General features: G+C 42.8%; 15 protein-coding genes. 11 read left to right on the top strand and 4 right to left on the bottom strand.

Going from position 1 to position 21,028, the window contains the following annotated elements; all coding sequences use genetic code 11:
- The first annotated feature begins 369 nt into the window (after positions 1-369).
- Entirely contained in the window at positions 370-1,149 is a 780-nt protein-coding gene (locus tag LC608_RS07400) for an SDR family oxidoreductase (RefSeq protein WP_229552912.1), read from the top strand.
- Between the two features lie 86 nt (positions 1,150-1,235).
- Entirely contained in the window at positions 1,236-1,769 is a 534-nt protein-coding gene (locus LC608_RS07395) for a hypothetical protein (RefSeq protein WP_229552911.1), read from the top strand.
- On the opposite strand, the gene LC608_RS07390 is transcribed toward LC608_RS07395, so the two are convergent.
- On the bottom strand, positions 1,735-2,802 hold the full coding sequence (locus tag LC608_RS07390; protein WP_229552910.1) for a cyanophycinase: 1,068 nt from the start codon (positions 2,800-2,802) through the stop codon (positions 1,735-1,737). The genes LC608_RS07395 and LC608_RS07390 overlap by 35 nt on opposite strands.
- A 371-nt stretch (positions 2,803-3,173) precedes the next feature.
- On the bottom strand, positions 3,174-4,361 hold the full coding sequence (locus tag LC608_RS07385; protein WP_229552909.1) for a glycosyltransferase family 4 protein: 1,188 nt from the start codon (positions 4,359-4,361) through the stop codon (positions 3,174-3,176).
- A 245-nt stretch (positions 4,362-4,606) separates the two neighbouring features.
- Here LC608_RS07385 and LC608_RS07380 point away from each other — a divergent pair, with 245 nt between their 5' ends.
- A complete protein-coding gene (locus tag LC608_RS07380) occupies positions 4,607-4,852 on the top strand; it encodes a hypothetical protein (protein ID WP_229552908.1) in 246 nt (81 codons plus the stop codon).
- 290 nt (positions 4,853-5,142) lie between these two features.
- On the opposite strand, the gene lepA is transcribed toward LC608_RS07380, so the two are convergent.
- Positions 5,143-6,954 (bottom strand): translation elongation factor 4, encoded by a 1,812-nt coding sequence (lepA, locus tag LC608_RS07375; RefSeq protein ID WP_229552907.1) that lies wholly within the window; start codon positions 6,952-6,954, stop codon positions 5,143-5,145.
- 585 nt (positions 6,955-7,539) lie between these two features.
- Between lepA and LC608_RS07370 the strand changes: the two genes are divergently transcribed.
- The 8 genes from LC608_RS07370 (at position 7,540) to LC608_RS07335 (ending at position 18,054) form a co-directional block, all read left to right on the top strand.
- Positions 7,540-7,776: a hypothetical protein gene (locus LC608_RS07370; protein ID WP_229552906.1), complete on the top strand. Its 237-nt coding sequence runs from the start codon at positions 7,540-7,542 to the stop codon at positions 7,774-7,776.
- Between the two features lie 171 nt (positions 7,777-7,947).
- Positions 7,948-9,708, top strand: a complete 1,761-nt coding sequence (locus LC608_RS07365; RefSeq protein WP_229552905.1) for a cell wall metabolism sensor histidine kinase WalK — start codon at positions 7,948-7,950, stop codon at positions 9,706-9,708.
- Between the two features lie 430 nt (positions 9,709-10,138).
- The gene (locus tag LC608_RS07360; RefSeq protein WP_100897064.1) at positions 10,139-10,369 is read left to right on the top strand and encodes a NifU family protein; all 231 of its coding nucleotides are present in this window, start codon (positions 10,139-10,141) and stop codon (positions 10,367-10,369) included.
- A 77-nt stretch (positions 10,370-10,446) separates the two neighbouring features.
- Positions 10,447-12,681, top strand: a complete 2,235-nt coding sequence (locus tag LC608_RS07355; RefSeq protein WP_229552904.1) for a glycoside hydrolase — start codon at positions 10,447-10,449, stop codon at positions 12,679-12,681.
- 435 nt (positions 12,682-13,116) lie between these two features.
- Positions 13,117-14,169, top strand: coding sequence for a serine/threonine-protein kinase (locus LC608_RS07350; RefSeq protein WP_229552903.1), 1,053 nt, complete (start codon positions 13,117-13,119; stop codon positions 14,167-14,169).
- Between the two features lie 426 nt (positions 14,170-14,595).
- Positions 14,596-16,653, top strand: coding sequence for a serine/threonine-protein kinase (locus LC608_RS07345; protein ID WP_229552902.1), 2,058 nt, complete (start codon positions 14,596-14,598; stop codon positions 16,651-16,653).
- 363 nt (positions 16,654-17,016) lie between these two features.
- Positions 17,017-17,316 (top strand): WGxxGxxG family protein, encoded by a 300-nt coding sequence (locus LC608_RS07340; RefSeq protein ID WP_229552901.1) that lies wholly within the window; start codon positions 17,017-17,019, stop codon positions 17,314-17,316.
- Between the two features lie 543 nt (positions 17,317-17,859).
- On the top strand, positions 17,860-18,054 hold the full coding sequence (locus LC608_RS07335; RefSeq protein ID WP_229552900.1) for a hypothetical protein: 195 nt from the start codon (positions 17,860-17,862) through the stop codon (positions 18,052-18,054).
- 170 nt (positions 18,055-18,224) lie between these two features.
- On the opposite strand, the gene LC608_RS07330 is transcribed toward LC608_RS07335, so the two are convergent.
- A complete protein-coding gene (locus tag LC608_RS07330; protein WP_229552899.1) occupies positions 18,225-20,831 on the bottom strand; it encodes a chloride channel protein in 2,607 nt (868 codons plus the stop codon).
- Positions 20,832-21,028: the final 197 nt, after the last annotated feature.

The following is a 21,028-nucleotide window of genomic DNA, read 5'->3' as shown; positions in this document are numbered from 1 at the left end:
TAAGGGCAGGGCTGTTTCATCCCCCAAAGAGCTTTAAAAATCAAGGGTTCAAGCAATTAAAAATTGGTTATTTTGTTACCAGCGTACTGAGAAAATGAACTATTTTACTGATATTCAAGTGCTTAAATGTTCATCTCATCGTCACCCTTACTTACAATTTTATCGCTAACCATCTTGACAAATCCTGTTTGAAATGGAATGAAACAGCCCTGCTTTATAAGGGGGGATTAAGGGGGGTAAAACGTCTGTGGGATAAGCGTTTGAACTTAGTTGACACCAATGGGCGTTGCGCCATGCCCCTACGAGAAATCTACATGTATCAGGATTTTTGTGAATTGGTATCACTATTTATCAAAATAGAGAAGCAATATGTCAGAAGATTTAAAAGGCAAAGTTGCGCTAATCACTGGTGCAAACAAAGATATTGGGTATGAGATTGCACGCCAACTAGGTTCTAGAGGCGCTACTGTTTTGGTGGGTGCAAGAGATATCAAACGTGGTGAAGAAGCGGCGAATAAACTTCGTTTAAATGAGATCGATGCTCGATCAGTTCAACTTGATGTCACCGACCAAAAAACAATCGATTCTACGGGTAAACAAATCGAGAGCGAATTCGGAAAACTTGACATCCTTGTAAACAATGCTGGGATAATCAGTGATGGCGATGCCTACGGCGGTAAACTACGCCTTCCACCGAGTCAAGTTGATATTGAAACATTGCGACACACTTACGATACAAATGTATTTGGAGTGTTTGCAGTTACAAAAGCGGTGCTGCCACTTTTAAAGAAGTCAACAGCAGGGCGAATAGTAAATTTATCAAGTGGTTTAGGTTCTCTAACTCAGAACTCCGATCCAAATTATGAGTTCGCTGATTTTAAGCTTCTTGCATATAACTCATCAAAGACAGCAGTAAATGCGCTCACAGTTCTGTTGGCTGCTGAACTTAAAGATACCCCAATTAAAATCAATGCTGCTGACCCAGGTTTCACAGCAACAGACATTAATCAATACCAAGGATACCGCACTGTTGAGCAAGGAGCGATCCCTACGGGGGGCTACGCCTACGCAGCAGTGAAACTTGCCACTCTACCTGATGATGGTTCTAGCGGAGGGTTTTTTGATGAGAATGGCGTGGTTCCTTGGTAGCAAGTAGGGGACTTCCAACTAAAAAAATATCCTATCGCATTTAGGGCAGGGGAGCAGGGGGCAGGGAGCAGGGGAGAAAAACAGTAGTGTTGAATCCAGAAATTGGGATAATTTATTTTTTGGAGTTCCCTAAGGGAGCATGGGGCATTGAGCAGGAATTAGAAAACTCGATTCATCCACCTTTTATCTCCGTTAACGAGTCTTTGAACTGGATGAATCCACTTTTTATCTCCGTTAACGAGCCTTTGAACTGGATGAATCCACCTTTTATCTCCGTTAACGAGTCTTTGAACTGGATGAATCCACCTTTTATCTCCGTTAACGAGTCTTTGAACTGGATGAATCCACCTTTTATCTCCGTTAATGAGTCTTTGAACTGGATGAATCCACCTTTTATCTCCGTTAACGAGTCTTTGAACTGGATGAATCCACCTTTTATCTCCGTTAACGAGTCTTTGAACTGGATGAATCCACCTTTTATCTCCGTTAACGAGCCTTTGAACTGGATGAATCCACCTTTTATCTCGGTTCATCCCGCTTGTCTGCTTGTCCTCTTTTCCCCACTCCCCACTCCCCACTCCCCATTTAATATGGATTTGAATCAATCCGTCCCCTTTTGACACTTCTGAGATAGTACCCAGAGGTTGGTCTGTTTTTCAAATTAAAGGTGTCGCCACTGCGAACTTTCCAAATTTTGTAATTGGAAAACGTCAAAGGCGTTCGGGGTTCGCATACTTCCGGTATGTGATTGCCAAGTACAAAGTACGCATCACCCCTACCCATAACTTTCACCAAACCGTTTTTATCCACAAGAACCGATGTACTTTCACAAACCGCTATGCCTAAAACACTGTTAGATACACCGTCCTTAATTTGACGGGCAATGAAAGCCATAATTCGACCCATTCTTTGCCGCCTGTCGAAGTGCGTATCTACAATAGTTCCCTTCAAATTACTCCAATTGAAAAAGTTGTAAGTAAAAGTAATGTCTCGGTAGGGATCATCGAGTGCATCTCTAGTTTCAATGCCTTTTTCAGAAGACGCACAAGCATCATAGACACAATCACTTTGGATCATTGCACCCGCACTGGTGCCACCAATACCACCTCCCTTAAGATAAACTGACTTAACAGCAGCCTCAAGCTTGGTATCTTTCCAGTTGCGGATGTATTGACATTGGTCGCCGCCAGCAAAGAAAATCACGTCAGCATTTCTAACTTTTTCATAAATTTCAGCTTTGTTTGCTTCTTCTCTATTGCGAATTAGAAGAGTTTCCACAAAATTTACGCCCTTCATGGCATAAATTAGCCGATTGTAATCGTGATTACCACTGGTGCGGAGAACTACAACATTAACTCTAGTGCCGGAGTTACTACCTCCCCGAACTTGGTTGATCATCCACTGGATTGCATCATCGACATCGGGGCCACCCCCACCTAAGGTAAGGACTGGGCCTGCTAAGGAGGGTCTAGGATTGTCGAAAGAGGGAGAGCCAGAAGGGGAGGGGGAGGGACGGATATCATCAACAGTGTCACCCAGGAAGTAGCGTTTCCAGCTTTCAATAAAACGGTTTATTAGGAAGGTTCCCATTTTCAACAACTTGATTCCTGTACTTTTCAAGCGCCTTGCTATGCTTGGGAATGCCTTTGTCATACTAAGCTTCTGGAGCAAACTGCAATTATTGCTAGGCTGTTACGCACTTTAATTGGTTATTTTTCCGTGAAATTCGTCCTTTGTCATTAGTCATTTATCAGTTGTCTTTTATGAATAATCAATGACAAATGACAGTTTTAACGAAAAAATCTGCAACTTAAACGCGCACTAGCTTAACTTTGGCACTAGAGAGGGTAGAATTTCCAGCGTACAGGGCTTGTACTGTTTGTTAACTCAAAATAACGCGGAGTAATCATTTATTCTCTGCTCTACTCTGCGAAAATCTCTATATTGCTTATGTCGTTTATAGCGCTTCTGCAAAAAATAAAATTCTAGATCCCCGGCTTCTTCAAGAAGCCGGGGATCTATGCTTACCACGCAATTTGCGATCGCTCTTGTACAACTCGCTGATATACTTCTTGAGTTTGCTTGGCTAATTTTGGCCAGCTAAACCGTCGCTTTAAATCCTCATAAGCGTTATCCACCAGCCATTGCCGATATCCTGGATTTTTCAAAACCTCCAAAATTCCCCAAGCTAAAGAATCGGGATTGTTCACCCAAGTCACAATGCCTGTTTTGGTATGTTGCACTACTTCTGGAAAACCACCAGTATCAGAAACTACTACAGGAACACGAGAAGCAAAGCTTTCTAAAGCCACAATCCCAAAAGGTTCGTAGAGACTAGGAAAAACGGCACAGTCAGCGACAGTTTGAAATCTATCTAAGTATTGATCGGAGAGAAAACCTGTAAAATAGCAATGATGCCAAATTCCCAAATCCCAGGCTTGGCGCTTGAGATGGTCAGTATTGCCGCCACCAACAATTACAAATTTAACGTTACCTGCCATTTGAGAAAGGATCTTAGGTGCGGCATTGAGCAATATAGGTACACCCTTTTCATAGGTCATGCGACCGAGGTAATAAACGATTTGCTCATCGTCTGTGGCGAATTGGCGGCGAAAATTCAGAGCATGAAAATCTACGTTATGCTGTTTCTTTTCGGCTCGGATACCGTTATAAATGACATCGATTTTGTCCCAAGGACTATATAGCGCTCGTTCTACTTCTTGGCGCATATAGTCGCTACAAACAATAATCCGCCAAGCGTTGTAAGCCAGCAAGATTTCTTTGCCATTTATATAACCTTGAATATCTGTGTGAATACCGTTATAGCGTCCGTATTCCGTAGCGTGAATTGTGGCAATTAGTGGTATTTTGAAATTATGCTTGAGAGCGATCGCAGCATCTCCAACTAACCAATCATGGGCATGAATTAAATCAAAAGGCCCTTCCTCTAAAATCAACTTACCACCGTGATCTCCCATACTCAGGTTGAGATTGACTACCCAGTGGAAAAAGTCGTTACCATGTGCCACTGGCACTCGATGCACCTTTACTCCCTCAACCACCTCATACATCGACGCATGGCCAAACTCTGCTGTAATCAAGTGGACTTCATGCCCTAGCTTTACCAGTTCCGGGTACAACTCCGCTACATGCCGCGCAATTCCCCCAATAATCCTTGGCGGAAACTCCCAACTCAGTACCAGTATCTTCATCTGCTAGATTCCCCGACACTTTACAAATATCTAAAAAATTACATTTACCTAAAAATACAAGGGTGGCAAATATAGTGAGTATGTTTACTAAAATTTTGAGATTTTTTAACAGTTATTTTGTTAAAGCTTATCAAAGGTTATCAACCGTGGGATAGGGATAACAAACAAGGTGTAATTCGTAATTAGAACAATTTAGCATCCCCTTCGCAACTCATGTGTCAATAAGGGCTAACAAAACCAACAGCATGAACTCGATTGCACCCTTGCTGTTTGGCTATATAAAGTGCTTTGTCCGCAGCATTAATCAAATCTTGCGGCGAAATTCCGGAATTTGGCACAATGCTGCAACACCTAGACTGGCAGTAACGCAGGGCGGAAGTCAAAAGGAGCCAGTGCGTTGGGGAGGCAGTGCGTTGGGTGGGTTTCCCGACTTGAAGCAACTGCTGTCGGCTCTGCCGACTTCCCTACGGGGAAGCAAGCTACGCTCTTAACGTTCCTGTAGGGTAGCAACTGGCTCTCAAAAGTCAAAAGTATTATGGAATAGGCCAAAAAAACGCCCTGCTTGATAGTTGCAGAGGACTTAAACCCCCAAACTTTGTTAAACATAAAATAAAATCCTAGTTCGTAGTGAGCGATTCATCGCTCGAAACAAGGATTATCAGGACTAAAGTTCTGACGAGACGTGATGGTAAAGCCCCCAAATTCTATTCGGGGGCTATAAGCGAATGAACGAATTTATTCGATCTTTGAGATGTCGCCGCAAGCATTAAGCACTCTTAAATCAGTTTTGATCCAAGCGTAGTACTGCCATAAAGGCTTCTTGCGGTACATCCACAGTACCCACAGATTTCATCCGCTTTTTACCTTTTGCTTGCTTCTGTAATAGTTTCTTCTTCCGGCTGATGTCACCACCGTAGCACTTGGCTAAGACATCTTTTCGCAAAGCGGGGATGTGTTCGCTGGCAATAACTTTACTGCCAATAGATGCCTGAATTGGCACTTTAAATTGATGGCGGGGAATTAGTTCCTTGAGTTTTTCTGCCATTGCCCGCCCGACGTTGTAAGCTTTATCGCGGTGTACAATCATTGCCAAGGAATCCACAGGATCGCCGTTAATCATGATATCCAGCTTCACCAGAGGATTTTCACGGTAGCCGATGATGTGATATTCCATACTAGCGTAACCGCGCGATCGCGATTTCATTTGATCAAAAAAGTCAGTCACAACTTCCGCCAAGGGTAGCTCATAGGTGAGGGTGGTTCGTCCTTGGGCGAGATATTTCATATCTTTAAAGATGCCACGGCGATTTTGTGACAACTCCATCAAAGCGCCGACATAAGTTTCCGGCGTAATCATCTCTACTTGGACGTAGGGTTCTTCAATTCTTTCGCGATCGTTGGGAGAAGGTAAGCGGCTAGGATTATCAATGTACAGTTCCTCACCTTTCAAGGTAATCACCTTATAAACCACCGAGGGGGCTGTAATGATTAAATCTAGGTTATATTCTCGCTCTAGACGTTCTTGAACGATTTCCATGTGCAGCAAGCCCAAAAATCCGCAACGGAAGCCAAACCCCATCGCGCTCGAAGTTTCTGGTTCGTAATGCAGCGCTGCGTCGTTGAGTTCGAGTTTTTCTAAAGCTTCCCGCAAATCTTCAAATTGGTCAGCATCAATGGGGAACATCCCGCAAAAAACCATTGGGTTCGCTTCTGCATAACCTGGTAAGGGTGACTCAGCTTTCGCCTTACTGAGGGTAATCGTGTCTCCTACCCGTGCATCAGCTACAGCTTTAATTGCCGCTCCCAAATAGCCAACTTCCCCAGCGTGGAGTTCATCAACTTGCTTTTGAGTGGGGGAAAGAACGCCTAACTCATCAATTTCAAATTCTTTACCAGATGCCATTAAATGGATGCGATCGCCTTTTTTCAATGTGCCATCCATCACCCGGAAATATACAATTACTCCCCGGTAACTGTCGTAATAGCTATCAAAAATTAACGCCCGTAAGCGCTCATTTATGGTATTCGGCGGTGGCGGTATCCGCTCGACAACTGCTTCTAAAATCTCATTAATACCAATTCCTTCTTTAGCAGAGGCAAGAATCGCACCACTGCAATCTAGACCGATAATTTCTTCAATTTCGCCAATTACCCGTTCTGGTTCTGCCCCAGGCAAATCGATTTTATTCAAAACCGGGATAATTTCCAGATTACTCTCTAACGCTAAATATACATTTGCCAAAGTTTGCGCCTCCACACCTTGGGACGCATCTACTACCAATAGCGCTCCTTCACAAGCAACAAGAGAACGGGAGACTTCATAAGAGAAATCCACATGCCCAGGAGTATCAATTAAATTCAGCACATACTGCTGACCATCCTTAGCTGTGTAGTTCATCCGGGCAGCTTGCAGCTTAATTGTAATGCCGCGCTCCCGTTCCAAATCCATATTGTCGAGAAACTGTTCCTTCATTTGTCGGTCTTCAACAGTGCCAGTAGCTTGTAGCAAGCGATCGGCGAGGGTTGATTTCCCGTGGTCGATGTGAGCAATAATACAAAAATTGCGAATGCGAACTGCGGGAACGTCAGTCATATACTATCTTTGCCTTAGCAGCAACCAAAGTTAAAAGAGCAATTTACTTAATGTATTTTAATGCTTTCTTAGCCAAGACGCTCCGTTTTTAGTGCTGAGTTCCAAGTGCTCAGTTAAGAGTTAAAAGTTAAGAGTTAAAAGTTAGGAGTTATTATTCTTCCCCTGCCTCCTGCCCCCTGCTCCCCTGCCTCCTCCCTGCTCCTCTTCACCCCATCTTTAACTTTTGATCTAAATAGGTGGACTTTTAAGAATATTATGAAAGTCTATTTGTCGTTGCTAGTATTCAACAACTAGGAGCGTACAATAAATATAAATAAGTACATGTAGGGATCATGCATGTAAGGATAATGGATAATTACTACCCGTAATTACCCATAATCACTGATTTATCGGCAAAACTTCTAAAGCCATTGTCTAGTAAGTTATATGAAAAATGCGATTTAAAACTTAAAGCTGTTACTTTGGTGCTATTTCGGGGAACTATGTAAATGTCCCATTGAAGATTTTTCAGTGAATTAGCCCAAATTATGAATATAACTACTTTACAAAGCTTTAGACAAAACCAATTCACAGTATATCAAACCTATGAATATGCAAAAGAAAACTACCGAAGCGGAAAATATACCAACCGATAAGGTAGAAATTGCTGTCCGCTTGGACTCCGAGCTACTAGAGCAAATTCAGCATCTCACTAATGACCCAAGTAAAGTGATCGAGGTGGCGATTCGTCAGTGGTTGCGGGGTGAAATCCTTAGAGATGACGAACTGACGCGTACCCCTGTGCGTACTCCCGTTCCTCCTCGGGGTGAATGGAATGATTGACGCTATTAATCAGCTGTTAATGCAAGTTAAAAAGTGAAGTTTGCCAATTTTGATTTCAGATCGCTAAGAAATACTCAATAAAAAACGAAAAAGCTGTAAGAATTTATGCAAAAATTTGAGCAGCTTTAGTAAAATTACGGTCGGATACCCTTTGTCTATCCAACTCCATTAATGACTATTACTGCCAATTCCCAATTGTCAAATGTATTTTCCCAAAATCTGGAATCTATTCCCAGTAAGACTGATGGCTCATTAGCAACTCTAGGAGCCGAGTTGGTGTATACGCAAGATGGGGCAGGGCGCTATCTGACCTTTTGTTGGCAGCACAGCGAACTCCTGGGGTTAAATACCGAAAAAATAGTTGATGAACTGAACCAGACCCAAACCTTTGTCCCGGTAGATAAAGTTACTTATTTGGAACGATTGCACCGAATTTTGACAAGTTTGGTGCCAGAAAGGTTTCAGTGTTGGTTTAGCTACCATCAGGAATTATTTGAGTTGGAATTGGTGATTAGTCCGATTATGCCGAGTCTGGGAACGACTGCCACTACAGTGTTAGTGATGGGACGGTTAGTGCAAGCGACACTCAACAAAAAACAAGTCCCTGTGCCATCAAAAACGCCCACACAAATAGAGGTGGCAATAAGATCGCAGCAACACCAAAAAGTGGTAAATCGCATTACCAGAAATATCCGCCGAACGTTGGATTTAGATATTATTTGGCAGCAAACAGTTGATAGTTTAGGGAAAGCACTGCGGCTAGAGCGCTGTATTATTTGCCCTTATCAGCCCTCTAGCTCAAAAGTTGAGGTGAAGGCTGAGTATCATCAGGCAGAACTCAAATCAATGCTTGGCTTAGAAATAGATATAGCTTCAGAGTCTGCCTTTGCTCAAGCTTTGGCAACCCTAGAACCAGTTATAATGCAAGTGCCTGGATATGCACAGTCTGGGCAGCAGAAAACTTTGGTGATTGCAACTTGCTATCAAGACCAGGCCAATGGATTGGTTGCCTTGAGTTGGCAGGATGAATGCTACACATTAACAGAATCAGAATTAGAACTGGCAAAAGAAGCAGCAGATCAATTGGGAACTGCGATCGCTCATGCTACTTTATATGAAGAATTAGAAGTAGCGCGTCAAAAAGCCGAAGAAGCTTCCCGTCTCAAAAGCGAGTTTCTGGCTAATGTATCCCATGAAATTCGGACTCCCCTCAACGGCATGATTGGCTTCTTGAAGCTGATTTTAGAAGGGATGGCAGACGATCCAGAAGAACAAAACCAGTTTTTGTCAGAAGCTCACCAATTATCGATACATCTGCTGAATATTATCAACGACATTTTGGACATCGCTAAAATCGAAGCTGGCAAAATGGAGCTAACTTACGCTCCAGTCAAGCTAGATGAGCTATTCCATGATGTCGAAAATTTCATGCGTCCCCAAGCAGAAATGAGAAACCTCAGCTTCCAGATGCAAATGCCTCCTACCTCGGATGAAATTATTGTCCAAAGCAACTATCAACGGTTGCTACAAGTGATGCTCAATTTGGTAGGGAATGCTATCAAATTTACCCATGAAGGTGGTGTCACCGTTAGCGCCGATTTAGTACTCAAAAAGGCAAACTTTCAAGATCAGCAGTTTCCTGGCATGGTGAAAGTACGTGTAGCAGACACTGGGATTGGTGTTTCTTTAGACAAACAAGATAAACTTTTTCAATTATTCTCTCAGGTGGATGGTTCCCGCACTCGCCACTACGGCGGTACAGGTTTAGGATTGGCAATATCCCAAAAGCTAGTGGAAGCAATGGGCGGCGAGGTACATTTTTATAGTCTGGGCGAAGGACTTGGTTCAACAGTCACATTCACCGTGCCACTATATCAACAACCAGTCATGGTTTCATCCAATGATGGCGACTCAACAAGTAGTGCTGAATGATTAGTCATTGGTCATTGGTCATTGGTCATTAGTCATTTGGAAGATTACCAGTACTGGGTTTTGAGTTTTAAAGTTTAAAGTTTTTTAGGAATTATTTTAGGAATTATTATTTAATAAGCATATTGGGCATGGGGTATTGGGAAAAAACTTCCTTGTCCTCACCTTCTGGCGTTCTCTTCAGGACTTTAACCGCTAAAGTAGAGTAGGAGGGCTTGCACGAGAAATTAGTGTGGGTAGTTCACGATCGATTTAACAAAGCTGAAAAATAAAATTTTGGATAATGGTTAATGAGTAACCGCGCATCTGGCACAGAGATCATTATTCAATGCCCCATGCCCTATGCTTCATGACGGCAGTTGCTCCACTTGGGGAGACCCCAAGACCGCACTGCCTCCCCAATCCCCATCATTAACTTAGCAGGTCTAAAACTATGGAACTCACAATTGACAACGTTGAAACAGTCTTAGATGAAATGCGCCCTTATCTCATGTCTGATGGCGGCAACGTGGAACTCGTAGAACTCGAAGGGCCTATTGTAAAATTGCGCCTGCAAGGTGCGTGTGGTTCTTGCCCCAGTTCTGCAATGACTCTGAGAATGGGTATTGAACGCCGCTTAAAGGAAATGATTCCCGAAATTGCAGAAATTGAACAAGTGGTGTAAAAGTTAGGAGTTAGAAGTTAGGAGTTATGAGTTTGAATCAACTCCTAACTCCTTATTCTTAACTCCTAACTATTCCTATGTCCCATCCTCTCTACATCGCTTTTATTTGGCATCAACATCAGCCGCTGTACAAATCTCCTGGCAGCGGCGTTTCGCTATCTTCTAGTCAGCAGTATCGGCTTCCTTGGGTACGTTTGCATGGGACTAAAGATTATTTGGATTTAGTATTGCTCTTAGAGCGGTATCCTAAGTTACACCAAACAGTAAATTTGGTTCCATCGCTGATATTGCAACTCGAAGATTATATTGCTGGCACTGCTTTTGATCCTTACCTCACAGCCAGCTTGACACCGGATGAACAACTCACGCAGCAACAGCGCGAATTTATTATCCAACACTTTTTTGATGCCAATCACCATACTCTGATTGACCCTCATCCCCGTTATTCTGAGTTGTACCAGCAAAGGCAGGAAAAAGGGCAAGCTTGGTGTTTAGCAAATTGGGAATTGCCAGATTATGGCGATTTGTTAGCTTGGCACAACTTAGCTTGGATCGATCCGTTGTTTTGGGATGACCCGGAAATTGCTGCTTGGTTAAAACAGGGTCGGAATTTTACTTTAAGCGATCGCCAGCGCATTTATTCCAAACAGCGAGAAATCCTCAGCCGCATTATCCCCCAACATCGCAAAATGCAGGAGGCGGGGCAGTTAGAAGTTACCACCACGCCTTACACTCACCCAATTTTACCCTTACTCGCTGATACTAACTCCGGTCGGGTAGCTGTGCCTAATATGGCACTACCTAAGCAACGTTTTCAGTGGGCAGAAGATATTCCCCGCCACTTGCGGAAAGCTTGGAACTTATATAAAGACCGCTTTGGACAGATACCTCGTGGTTTGTGGCCTTCGGAACAATCAGTAAGCCCGGCAATCCTTCCAGATATTATTAACCAAGGATTTAAGTGGATATGCTCAGATGAAGCCGTCTTAGGGTGGACGCTGAAACACTTTTTTCATCGGGATGGGGCGGGGAATGTGCAGCAACCAGAACTGTTGTATCGACCCTATCGCCTGCAAACCGCCGAAGGTGACTTGTCAATTGTGTTTCGTGACCACAGATTATCAGATTTGATTGGCTTTACTTATAGCGCAATGCCTGCAAAAAAGGCAGCAGCAGATTTAGTGGGACATTTGCAAGCGATCGCTAAAATGCAAAGAGAAAGTCAAAGTGAAGAACCTTGGCTAGTTACCATCGCTTTGGATGGGGAGAATTGCTGGGAATTTTATCCCCAAGACGGTAAACCCTTTTTAGAAGCTTTATATCAAAGCTTGAGCGATGAACCCCACCTCAAACTCGTCACTGTCTCCGAATTTCTGGAAGAATTTCCAGCCACAGCCACCATCCCCGGAGGACAACTACATAGTGGTTCTTGGGTAGATGGCAGTTTCACCACTTGGATTGGCGATCCTGCCAAAAACCGTGCTTGGGATTACTTGACAGAAGCAAGGGAAATGCTTGCAAGTCATCCCGAAGCGACGGAAGAAAACAACCCAGAAGCATGGGAAGCGTTGTATGCCGCAGAGGGTTCAGACTGGTTTTGGTGGTTTGGTGCAGGACACTCCTCAAACCAGGATGCCATCTTTGATCAGTTGTTTCGAGAACATCTGTTTGGCATTTACAAGGCATTAAATGAACCTGTACCGCCCTACCTCAAGCAACCAGTAGAAATTCACGAAGCGCAGGGAAACCACAGCCCACAAGGGTTTATTCATCCTGTCATCGATGGTAGGGGTGATGAACAAGATTGGGATAAAGCTGGGCGCATAGAAATCGGCGGGGCGCGGGGGACAATGCACAATAGCAGTGTCATCCAGCGACTTTGGTATGGGGTGGATCACCTGAATTTCTATGTGCGGCTGGACTTTAAAAGTGGGGCTGCACCAGGGCGGGATTTTCCAGCAGAGTTGAATTTGCTCTGGTTCTATCCAGAAAAAACAATGGTTAATAGCCCAGTTCCCTTGGCAGATGTACCAGATGCAGCCCCACTTAATTACCATTTCCACCATCTTTTAGAAGTTAACTTGCTGACGCAATCGATTCAGTTTCGGGAAGCTGGAGACAATTATCAATGGCATCCCCGTTTCAGTCGCGCTCAAGTAGCTTTAAATAATTGTTTAGAGTTGGCAGTACCGTGGGCAGATTTGCAAGTTCCGCCAGATTATACTTTGCGCCTGATTTTGGTGCTTGCAGATGAAGGGCGTTTTTGCAACTATTTACCAGAAAATGCTTTGATTTCTATTGAAGTGCCTTAAAATTCAATAGGTTTGGTGTTTAGCCCTTTCAAGGTGACTTGTAAAATCTCTTTTTTCTCTCTGCGCTACGGACACTTTGCTCAAGTCGGGAAACCCGCCCACGCAAGTGTCCTCCTCCGCGTCTCTGCGGTTAAAAAATCTTTTATTTAACCACAGAGGCACAGAGGACACAGAGACAATCCTAAAAGCTTGTTATAGACTGGCTTTCACCTTAAGTTTACACAAATGACAGATGTACGCCCCTATAGCTGATTCATTTGTGGCGAAGTATTTTCTTACATATTTAATATTATTTGTCAATCTGTAATTTCTACAAAAATTTAGTTTTATTTTTTGAAAAAGTTTGATGATTTAGCAAAGTTGCAGTAATTTTACTGAAACCAGGGAATATTTGTCGTAAGATTAGAAACATTTCATAACAGATATTCTACGCTAATGGATCGCTTTTCTCAGAAAATAACGAATTCTCAAGAGAGCATTTCACAGCACACTCAACTTGGCCAGATGTGTGGTTCCAAGAAGCTGTTTCGCGATCGCTATGAAATATTGCAAATTTTGGGTCGAGGTGGATTTGGGATCACCTTTTTAGCCAAAAATGCTGTATTACCTGGGAATCCTTTATGTGTTATTAAACAGCTTTGTCCGAAAGTGGCTAATCCTCAAACCTGGCAAAGGGCATGTAAGCGCTTTGAAAAAGAAGCAAAAACTCTGGGCCAACTCGGTAGTCATTCGCAAATCCCCATGCTATTAGACTACTTTCAGGCAAATGGGGAGTTTTTTTTAATTCAAGAATATGTGCCGGGTTTGACTTTGGCACGAGAAGTGCGACAAACTGGCCCCAAAAGTGAAGCTTCAGTTAAACAGTTTTTGCAAGAATTATTACCTGTATTAAAATATCTTCATAAACATCATGTGATTCATCGGGATATTAAGCCCCAGAATTTATTGCGGTGTGAGTATGACAGACGAATAGTGCTGATTGATTTTGGGGCGGTGAAAGAGCAATTAACTGATGCTTGTGAAAACTCTCGCAATCAAGTTGCAAACACCAACTTTATCGGAACCAGAGGATTTGCACCACCAGAACAGTTTTCTCTACGTCCAGTTTATGCCAGTGATATTTATGCACTGGGTATAACTTGTATTTTTATGTTGACTGCTAAAAGTCCTTTAGAATTTGACTACGACGAAAATACTGGTGAAATATGCTGGCGAAAAGAGGTAAATATTAGCAATAGTTTCGTCCAGATTTTAGGAAAAATGGTAAAAATTTCGTTAACTGATCGCTTTAAAACTGTCGATGAAGTGATGAAAGCTTTAGGTCATGAAAGCTATTTGCCTACTTTAGCTGACTGTTTAACTACCCAAAAATTAAATAATAAAAGTATTGCACAATACGGAAATTCTTACGAAACTCCTGATGTATATTTACCACCTGTTAACAGAACTGCTGACGCTATTCGGAGATTGAGAGCAAAGCTAAAGTAAACAAGGTCACAATTGCCTAAAGTATCAAATTAACAATTAATCATGGGTGATTTAAAATATCAAAAACAAATTTAGTAAGCATTTTAACCACATTTAATAGTCATGATGGTTAATTAATCAGGCTTTATCTTTAATACTTAGTGAGTTATCGCTTGCCAATATACAAGCAAAATTACTAGGTTTAAAAGTTCCGAAAAATTTTTTATTCAAATTATTATATAATCTAGAGAATAATTAATCTTATGACTCTCGTAGTTTTCCACAGATGAGGAAGACTGACACTATTTACAAACGCTAACTATATTAAGTAATTCCCCAATCCCCAGAACAGGGTTTTCTACCACGAGTAAGCGAGAGTCAATTTTCTTAAGGGAAAGTTCGGGGCAAACTTAGCCTAAGTTGTCATGCAGTCGCGCCTGTCAGATCATGATCTGCTGCTTAAATCCCGATTGCTCAAATCCCCTGAATCCCAATGGAAAGAAGTTTTGCCAAAGTTGTAGCACCCCGTTGGTGTCACTTTTAAGAAATCGCTTCCGTGTCATCCGAGTCCTTTCAGATGAGGGGGGATTTGGCAGAACCTATCTATCAGAAGATGTCGATAAACTCAATGAACGTTGTGTTATCAAGCAATTAGCTCCAAAGTTTCAAGGAACTTGGTCGCAAAAAAAGGCGATGGAGTTATTTGCTGAAGAAGCACAGCGACTACAAGACCTTGGGGAACATCCCCAAATTCCAACTTTGCTAGCTTACTTTGAGCAAGACGGCTGTCTATATTTAGTGCAGCAGTTTATTAATGGAGAAAATTTATTAAAGGAGTTGCAACAGCGCAAAGCTTATAGCGCTAGGGAAATTCAATCTATTTTGCTAGATTTACTGCCCATCCTCAAATTTATCCACGATCGCAAAGTAATTCATCGAGATATCAAGCCAGAAAATATTATCCGCAATAAAAGTGATGGGCGATTAAGTCTGATTGATTTTGGTTCCTCAAAGCAATTCACCGCCAAAGTTCAGCAGAAATCTGGCACATCCATTGGTTCACATGGTTATTCACCCCTGGAACAAATTAGAGATGGTAAAGCTTTCCCCGCCAGTGACTTGTTCGGTTTGGGCGCTACCTGCTTTCATCTGCTAACGGGAAATTCCCCTTTTCAGTTGTGGATGGAATCTGGGTATGCCTGGGTGAGTAATTGGCGGGAATATTTGCGGAGTCCATTAAATCCTGAGTTGGATTTTGTCATCGACAAGCTTTTGAAAAAAGATATCCATGAACGTTACCAGTCAGCCGATGAAGTTCTTAGAGATTTGAGTCCAAAACAACTCCTTGCACTACCACCAGCCGGGAAGTCTTCTGGGAAAATACCACCAACGAAAGCACCAGATTTACCAAAAAGTTATCCCTTAGTGAGAATTGTAATCTTGGTAAGTGCTTTTATTCTGTTGTTTGGATTTCAAGAATCTTGGTATAGACATTTTCGCCGGATTCAGACCAGTTTGGTTTCTCGGCTGACTCAGCACAATAATTCTGGCAAAGATGAAGCATTTTTAGGTCAACCACTAAAGATTACTTTGGGTAAGGTTTCCTTAGTTAATACCCTGCAAGGGCATGAAAACTCAGTTTTATCTGTCGCCATCAGCCCCGATGGCAAAACCATTGTCAGCAGTGGGGGCGACCGGAAAATCAAACTTTGGAATCTCGCAACCGGAAAACAAATCTCTTCACTCGACGGGCATTCTCAGCAGGTGAATGTGGTAGCGATCAGCCCAGATGGCAAAACTCTGGTTAGTGGAAGTGATGACAACACCATCAAAATCTGGAATCTAGCAACGCGAAAGCAAATTCGCACTCTTACGGGGCATTCTGATTCAGTTCATGCCTTAGCCATCAGTGCTGATAGCGAGACTCTGGTTAGTGGTAGTGATGACAACACTATCAAAATTTGGAATCTGGCAACAGGAGAGCAAATTCGGACACTCACAGGGCATACATTTTGGGTGCGATCGCTAGCTATTAGTCCTAATGGTGTGATTCTTGCCAGTGGCAGTTTTGACAAGACTATCAAAATCTGGAATCTGACAAAAGGGTACTCAATCCGCACACTGGAGGGAAATTATCAAACGGTAACAGCCGTGGCTATCAGCCCAGATGGTAAAACTTTAGCCAGTGCTAGCCGCAATCGCACCATCAAACTTTGGAATCTAACTACGGGAAAAGAAATTCGCACACTAGCGGGACATGCCAACACAGTTACATCCGTAGCCTTTAGCGCCGATGGTAAAATTGTTGCTAGTGGTAGCCGCGATGTCTACGACGGGCTACGCCTACGCACCATCAAATTGTGGAATTCAGCCACAGGCGAAGAAATTCTGACATTGACGGGGCATAGCAACACCGTGACATCTGTAACCTTCAGCCCTGATGGGAAAACCCTTGTCAGTGGTAGCGAAGATAATACTATTAAAATTTGGCAATTGTCTCAGTGAAGAGGAATTTTGACATTTCCCGATAGTTTGGAGCAGAAAAATACAGGTTCACAATTTTATGCGATCGCTGCCGAAATATTACCTTCAATTATTGACATCTGTCCTACCTGAAGACGTAATTTTTGATTTTATAAAGAAAAATTCTACCTTTTGCAATCGAGATTGTTTTAATGCGATCGCTGACTTCAATATTGCATAATTGGCCATGCTCTGTAATATAATCTATGCCAAAATGCTTATTTACTCAATCATTAATGCATCTTTAAGCGGATTCATATTTGTAGCTAAAGATTGATGCCGTCCGTGTCAGAACTTAATATGCTTTAACTATAACTTGCAGCAATTCAATTGAGGAATGTGATCGTGAAACGCTTTAATGTCTCTAAAATTATCGGAAGTACTGCTCTTGCTCTAAGTTTGGCTACCTTGCCTACAGTTCTTCCTGCTTCTGCTCAGACAACAAGCACTACTGACGGAACTGTTACAAATACTACTACAGACACTTCTACTACCGACAGAAATTATCAGGATGGCGATTGGGGTTTGTTGGGCTTGCTCGGTTTATTTGGTTTATTTGGTCGTAAGAGCCGCAAAGCCAATGATAATGTAGCTTATCGTGACCCTAATGCTGTAGGCACTTCTAGCTCCCGTTCTAACTTTTAATAATGAGTTGCGTTCTAATTTCGCGTAAGTCTTAAAGATAATTATGGTAAAAGCCTGCATCGGCAGGCTTTGTTTGTGTCTATACATGACTTCAAATCTTGGGAGTGAGGGCGTGCCAAGTTTGCACAATTGAATTGTTAAGAAGAAAGAATGCAGGAGTCAGGAGCCAGAATTCAGTATGAATTTTGTGCAACTGGCGGATAGCGCAGGTCTGAATCCTCCACTAATTACATTCTGAATTCTGTTAGCGGTAGCGGGGCGTTTAGCCCATTCTGTTTTCTGACTTCTTTAATAATTAATATTCTTTTAGGGCTATTTCGTTGTAGACATAAACCGCCCATAAAATTCCTCTTTTATACCTAAAGTCCTTTAAAATGGACTATAACTTTTTCTGAATCGTCTTTAGACGACTTTCGCTATTAGACTCAGAATTCATTCTGAGGCGGGCTATGAGTTTACAGTTAACATCTCAGCTAGTTAGTCAACAAATAAATGAATTAAAATTTGTTTTTTAGCTTTTTATATACATTTAATTGGTAAAAAATGGAAGATTCAGTATTTATTATATTCCTTGGCTTTGGGTTTATTTGGATTTTGATGGGAGTTGTAGGTTGGATTGCGTTTTTAAAATCCGAGGGTGAGGAAATTAAGTTTGGTAAGTGGGGACTTATAGTTGCTATTCCAATCTTAATACCAATAATTGTTTCTCTTATTATTGGTATATTTTATAAGCATTGAAGAAGAAGTTAGAAGTCAGGAGCCAGAATCAAGACGATAGTTCCTCGCTAAAAGAACTCCAAAAAATAAATTATTCAATTTTTGGAATTAAAACGATTTTTCCTCCCCCTGCTCCCTGCTCCCTGCTCCCCTGCTTAAAAGCGGTGGGATATTTTTTTATTTGGAAGTTCCTAACGCTGTGCATTAATTGCACCCCTAACCAAAATCACTGTACTTTCTACACCAGAGGCGATCGCTTCTGGAATATTACCTTGAATCGCCTGCTGCAACAATCCCTCTTGCGATGCTCCTAAAACTACAACATCGTAACCTTCGGTTTTAACTAAGTTAATCACACCTTCAGCGACTGAATTAGCCTGGACTGGGAGAGCAACTACAGTACTTGACAACTTTCGCCGCCGCATCAAATGGCGGATAGCTTGTTCTGAAACTGACATATCTGGCTTGAGTTCAGATGGCTTAAATACCTGTGTAAGATGAATTTGCGGATCATTTCCCAATGTAATTAAAGCCGGTAGCAATTTAATCGCCAGTGGAGAATTGGGGCCACCAGCCATCGGGACTAGCCAGCGATTGAAGGATTGCTGAGTAGTGCCTAATTTTACTAACACTACTTCGCATGTGGCTTGGCGAATTACGGTGTCTACAACGTTACCAAAAATCCGACCAGGGGTAGATGTGTTTCCTTTCCATCCCATTAAAATTAGGTCGATGTGTTGTTCATTGATTGTCTCTAAAATTGCCTGCGCTACATCGTGGGTAACTCGTATCTGCGTGTGTAAGGGAATTTTCCACTTTTTTGCTAAGACTTCCGCCTGTCGTAGCAAGCGGCGACTTTTTGCCGTCCTTACCTGTGTTTCTGATGGAGAACTGTGGCGGGGTATCAGCATCACTTGCACACAATCTATTTCATAATGGCGATCGCGGGCAATAGCTGCTGCCATTTGTAATAAAATACCTGCTGTTTCGGGATTTGCTACTGGCACTAATAATCTACCACTGCCGGTGCTGGGCGATCGCGTTTGGTAAACTATATAAGAAGGTTCTGGTCGCAGTTTCGGAGTCCGGTTATCACAATTGAGATGATCTGCTTCCGCCCGAATAATATCTGCACGAGTAATAATCCCGATCAGTCTTCGTCCATCCACCACAGGTAAGCGACTGATTTGATAGCGATCGAGTAAATACAGCACATTGCTCAGAGTGTGGATTGGTGTTACTGTCATCGGGACAGGCGTCATAATTTCTTTTAAGAAAATATCATTGGCTAGGTTGCGATCGCGTATTTTCAGCAAATCTGATTGCGTTACAATCCCTACTAACTTGTTATCTTCTACCACAGGGAAACCGCGATGATGAGAACGAGCAAAGGACTGCATTGCTTCTTCCAAGCTCATCTGTGCATCTAGAGTTTCTACCCGTTCTTGCATCACATCTTTTGCAGTTAACTTAGTTAATGCTCCTTCCATAGGAGCTTCTTTAGTTAGAGTGATGCCTTTCAATTCCAAAAGTTTCTCATAAAGCGAACCAGGCACTACCTTATCCGCAACTAAGTAAGCTGCTACAGAAACAATCATCAAAGGTAGCACCAGATTGAAATCTGTAGTCATCTCAAACACAATCACAATTGCTGTGATTGGCACTTTGGAAACAGCACTAAAAAATCCCCCCATACCCGCTAGTGCGTAAGTAGTAGGAGAACCCGCTCCGGTGATGTAGAACTCAGATACACCGATGATGTGTCCTAAACAAGAACCCAAAATCAGACTGGGAGCGAATAATCCTCCCGGCGCTCCTGAACCAAATGCTATGAGTGTGAGGATGAACTGTGCCACAAAGGCGATCGCTGCTACAGTAGGTTGGGAACCTCCAGTAATTAAAGACTCTCGTAAACCCGTATTATCACGAAAGGGTGCGGGGAGCATGGACACGATAACACCAGAAAGAAATCCAGCCAAAGCTACCCGCAACGGTAAACTGATATGTAATTTTCTATAAAATTTAATACTAAATATTAAGCCGCAATTAAACAATGCACCTAATAAGCCTGCCAAAATACCCAAAAGCACGAAAAAGGGAATTTCTGGGATAGAGAATTGGCTGGAAGATTTTACCAATTGCAGGTTAAGGTCAAGAGAGCCACCGCCTAAAAGTCGGGATATCACCCCACCAATAAAGGAAGCGATAATCGCAGTACCCAAAGTCAATCCTGATAAATCCTGGAGTAACTCTTCAACAATAAACAATACACCTGCGATCGGGGCATTAAAAGCAGCTGCTAAACCCGCACCCGCACCTGCTGCAATCATTTGTCGTCGGTGATCTGGGGAAGTAGGAACCCAGCGACTCATCCCTGCTGCTAAACCTGCCCCTACATGAACAGTGGGGCCTTGTCGTCCCAGAGTCATGCCCGAACCTATGGCGATGATGGCACTGAGTAACTTCACACCTGCCACGCGCCAGGATAATTTCATCGGCACATTGGCTAGAGTTGCTTTTACTTGCGGAATACCGCTACCATAAGCTTCTGGTGCCAATCTATCCACCAACCATCCAGCCACAAATCCCAGTACAAGACCAATTGCTGGTAGTGCTAGCCATACCGGGAAAATGTGGGTACTATGGACTCGCCATGTTCCCAGCCATCCCGATCCTACTTTCAAAAATACCGCAGATAGGGCAGCAACCAGACCGATAACACAAGCTTCGGCGATCGCTAAACCTCTTCTAGGCTGCCACCAGGTGCGAAAGCGCTGATTCAGAACAGGAAGAGACATATTATTTTTTGGGGATTAGGGCATGGGGCATGGGGCATGGAGAAGGGAGCAGGGGGCAGGGTGCAGGGTGCAGGGGGAATAGCGTATGAGGCTTTGAACTCCGTTAATGAGGCTTTGAACTCCGTTAATGAACCTCTGAACTCCATTAGTGAGTCTTTGAACTCCATTCTTCTACCTCAATGCCCAATCCCCAATCC

Source organism: Nostoc sp. XA010 (assembly GCF_020829625.1).
Lineage (GTDB): Bacteria > Cyanobacteriota > Cyanobacteriia > Cyanobacteriales > Nostocaceae > Nostoc.
Note: the sequence above shows the minus strand (reverse complement) of the source record. Positions and strands in the feature narration are given on the sequence as shown.

Bases quoted from the DNA above. Each gene is read 5' to 3' on its own strand.
- LC608_RS07390 (WP_229552910.1), bottom strand. From the start codon at position 2,802: ATGACAAAGGCATTCCCAAGCATAGCAAGGCGCTTGAAAAGTACAGGA.
- LC608_RS07385 (WP_229552909.1), bottom strand. From the start codon at position 4,361: ATGAAGATACTGGTACTGAGTTGGGAGTTTCCGCCAAGGATTATTGGG.
- LC608_RS07335 (WP_229552900.1), top strand. From the start codon at position 17,860: ATGGAAGATTCAGTATTTATTATATTCCTTGGCTTTGGGTTTATTTGG.
- LC608_RS07350 (WP_229552903.1), top strand. From the start codon at position 13,117: ATGGATCGCTTTTCTCAGAAAATAACGAATTCTCAAGAGAGCATTTCA.
- LC608_RS07360 (WP_100897064.1), top strand. From the start codon at position 10,139: ATGGAACTCACAATTGACAACGTTGAAACAGTCTTAGATGAAATGCGC.
- LC608_RS07345 (WP_229552902.1), top strand. From the start codon at position 14,596: ATGATCTGCTGCTTAAATCCCGATTGCTCAAATCCCCTGAATCCCAAT.
- LC608_RS07380 (WP_229552908.1), top strand. From the start codon at position 4,607: ATGAACTCGATTGCACCCTTGCTGTTTGGCTATATAAAGTGCTTTGTC.
- LC608_RS07370 (WP_229552906.1), top strand. From the start codon at position 7,540: ATGAATATGCAAAAGAAAACTACCGAAGCGGAAAATATACCAACCGAT.
- LC608_RS07365 (WP_229552905.1), top strand. From the start codon at position 7,948: ATGACTATTACTGCCAATTCCCAATTGTCAAATGTATTTTCCCAAAAT.
- lepA (WP_229552907.1), bottom strand. From the start codon at position 6,954: ATGACTGACGTTCCCGCAGTTCGCATTCGCAATTTTTGTATTATTGCT.
- LC608_RS07330 (WP_229552899.1), bottom strand. From the start codon at position 20,831: ATGTCTCTTCCTGTTCTGAATCAGCGCTTTCGCACCTGGTGGCAGCCT.
- LC608_RS07355 (WP_229552904.1), top strand. From the start codon at position 10,447: ATGTCCCATCCTCTCTACATCGCTTTTATTTGGCATCAACATCAGCCG.
- LC608_RS07400 (WP_229552912.1), top strand. From the start codon at position 370: ATGTCAGAAGATTTAAAAGGCAAAGTTGCGCTAATCACTGGTGCAAAC.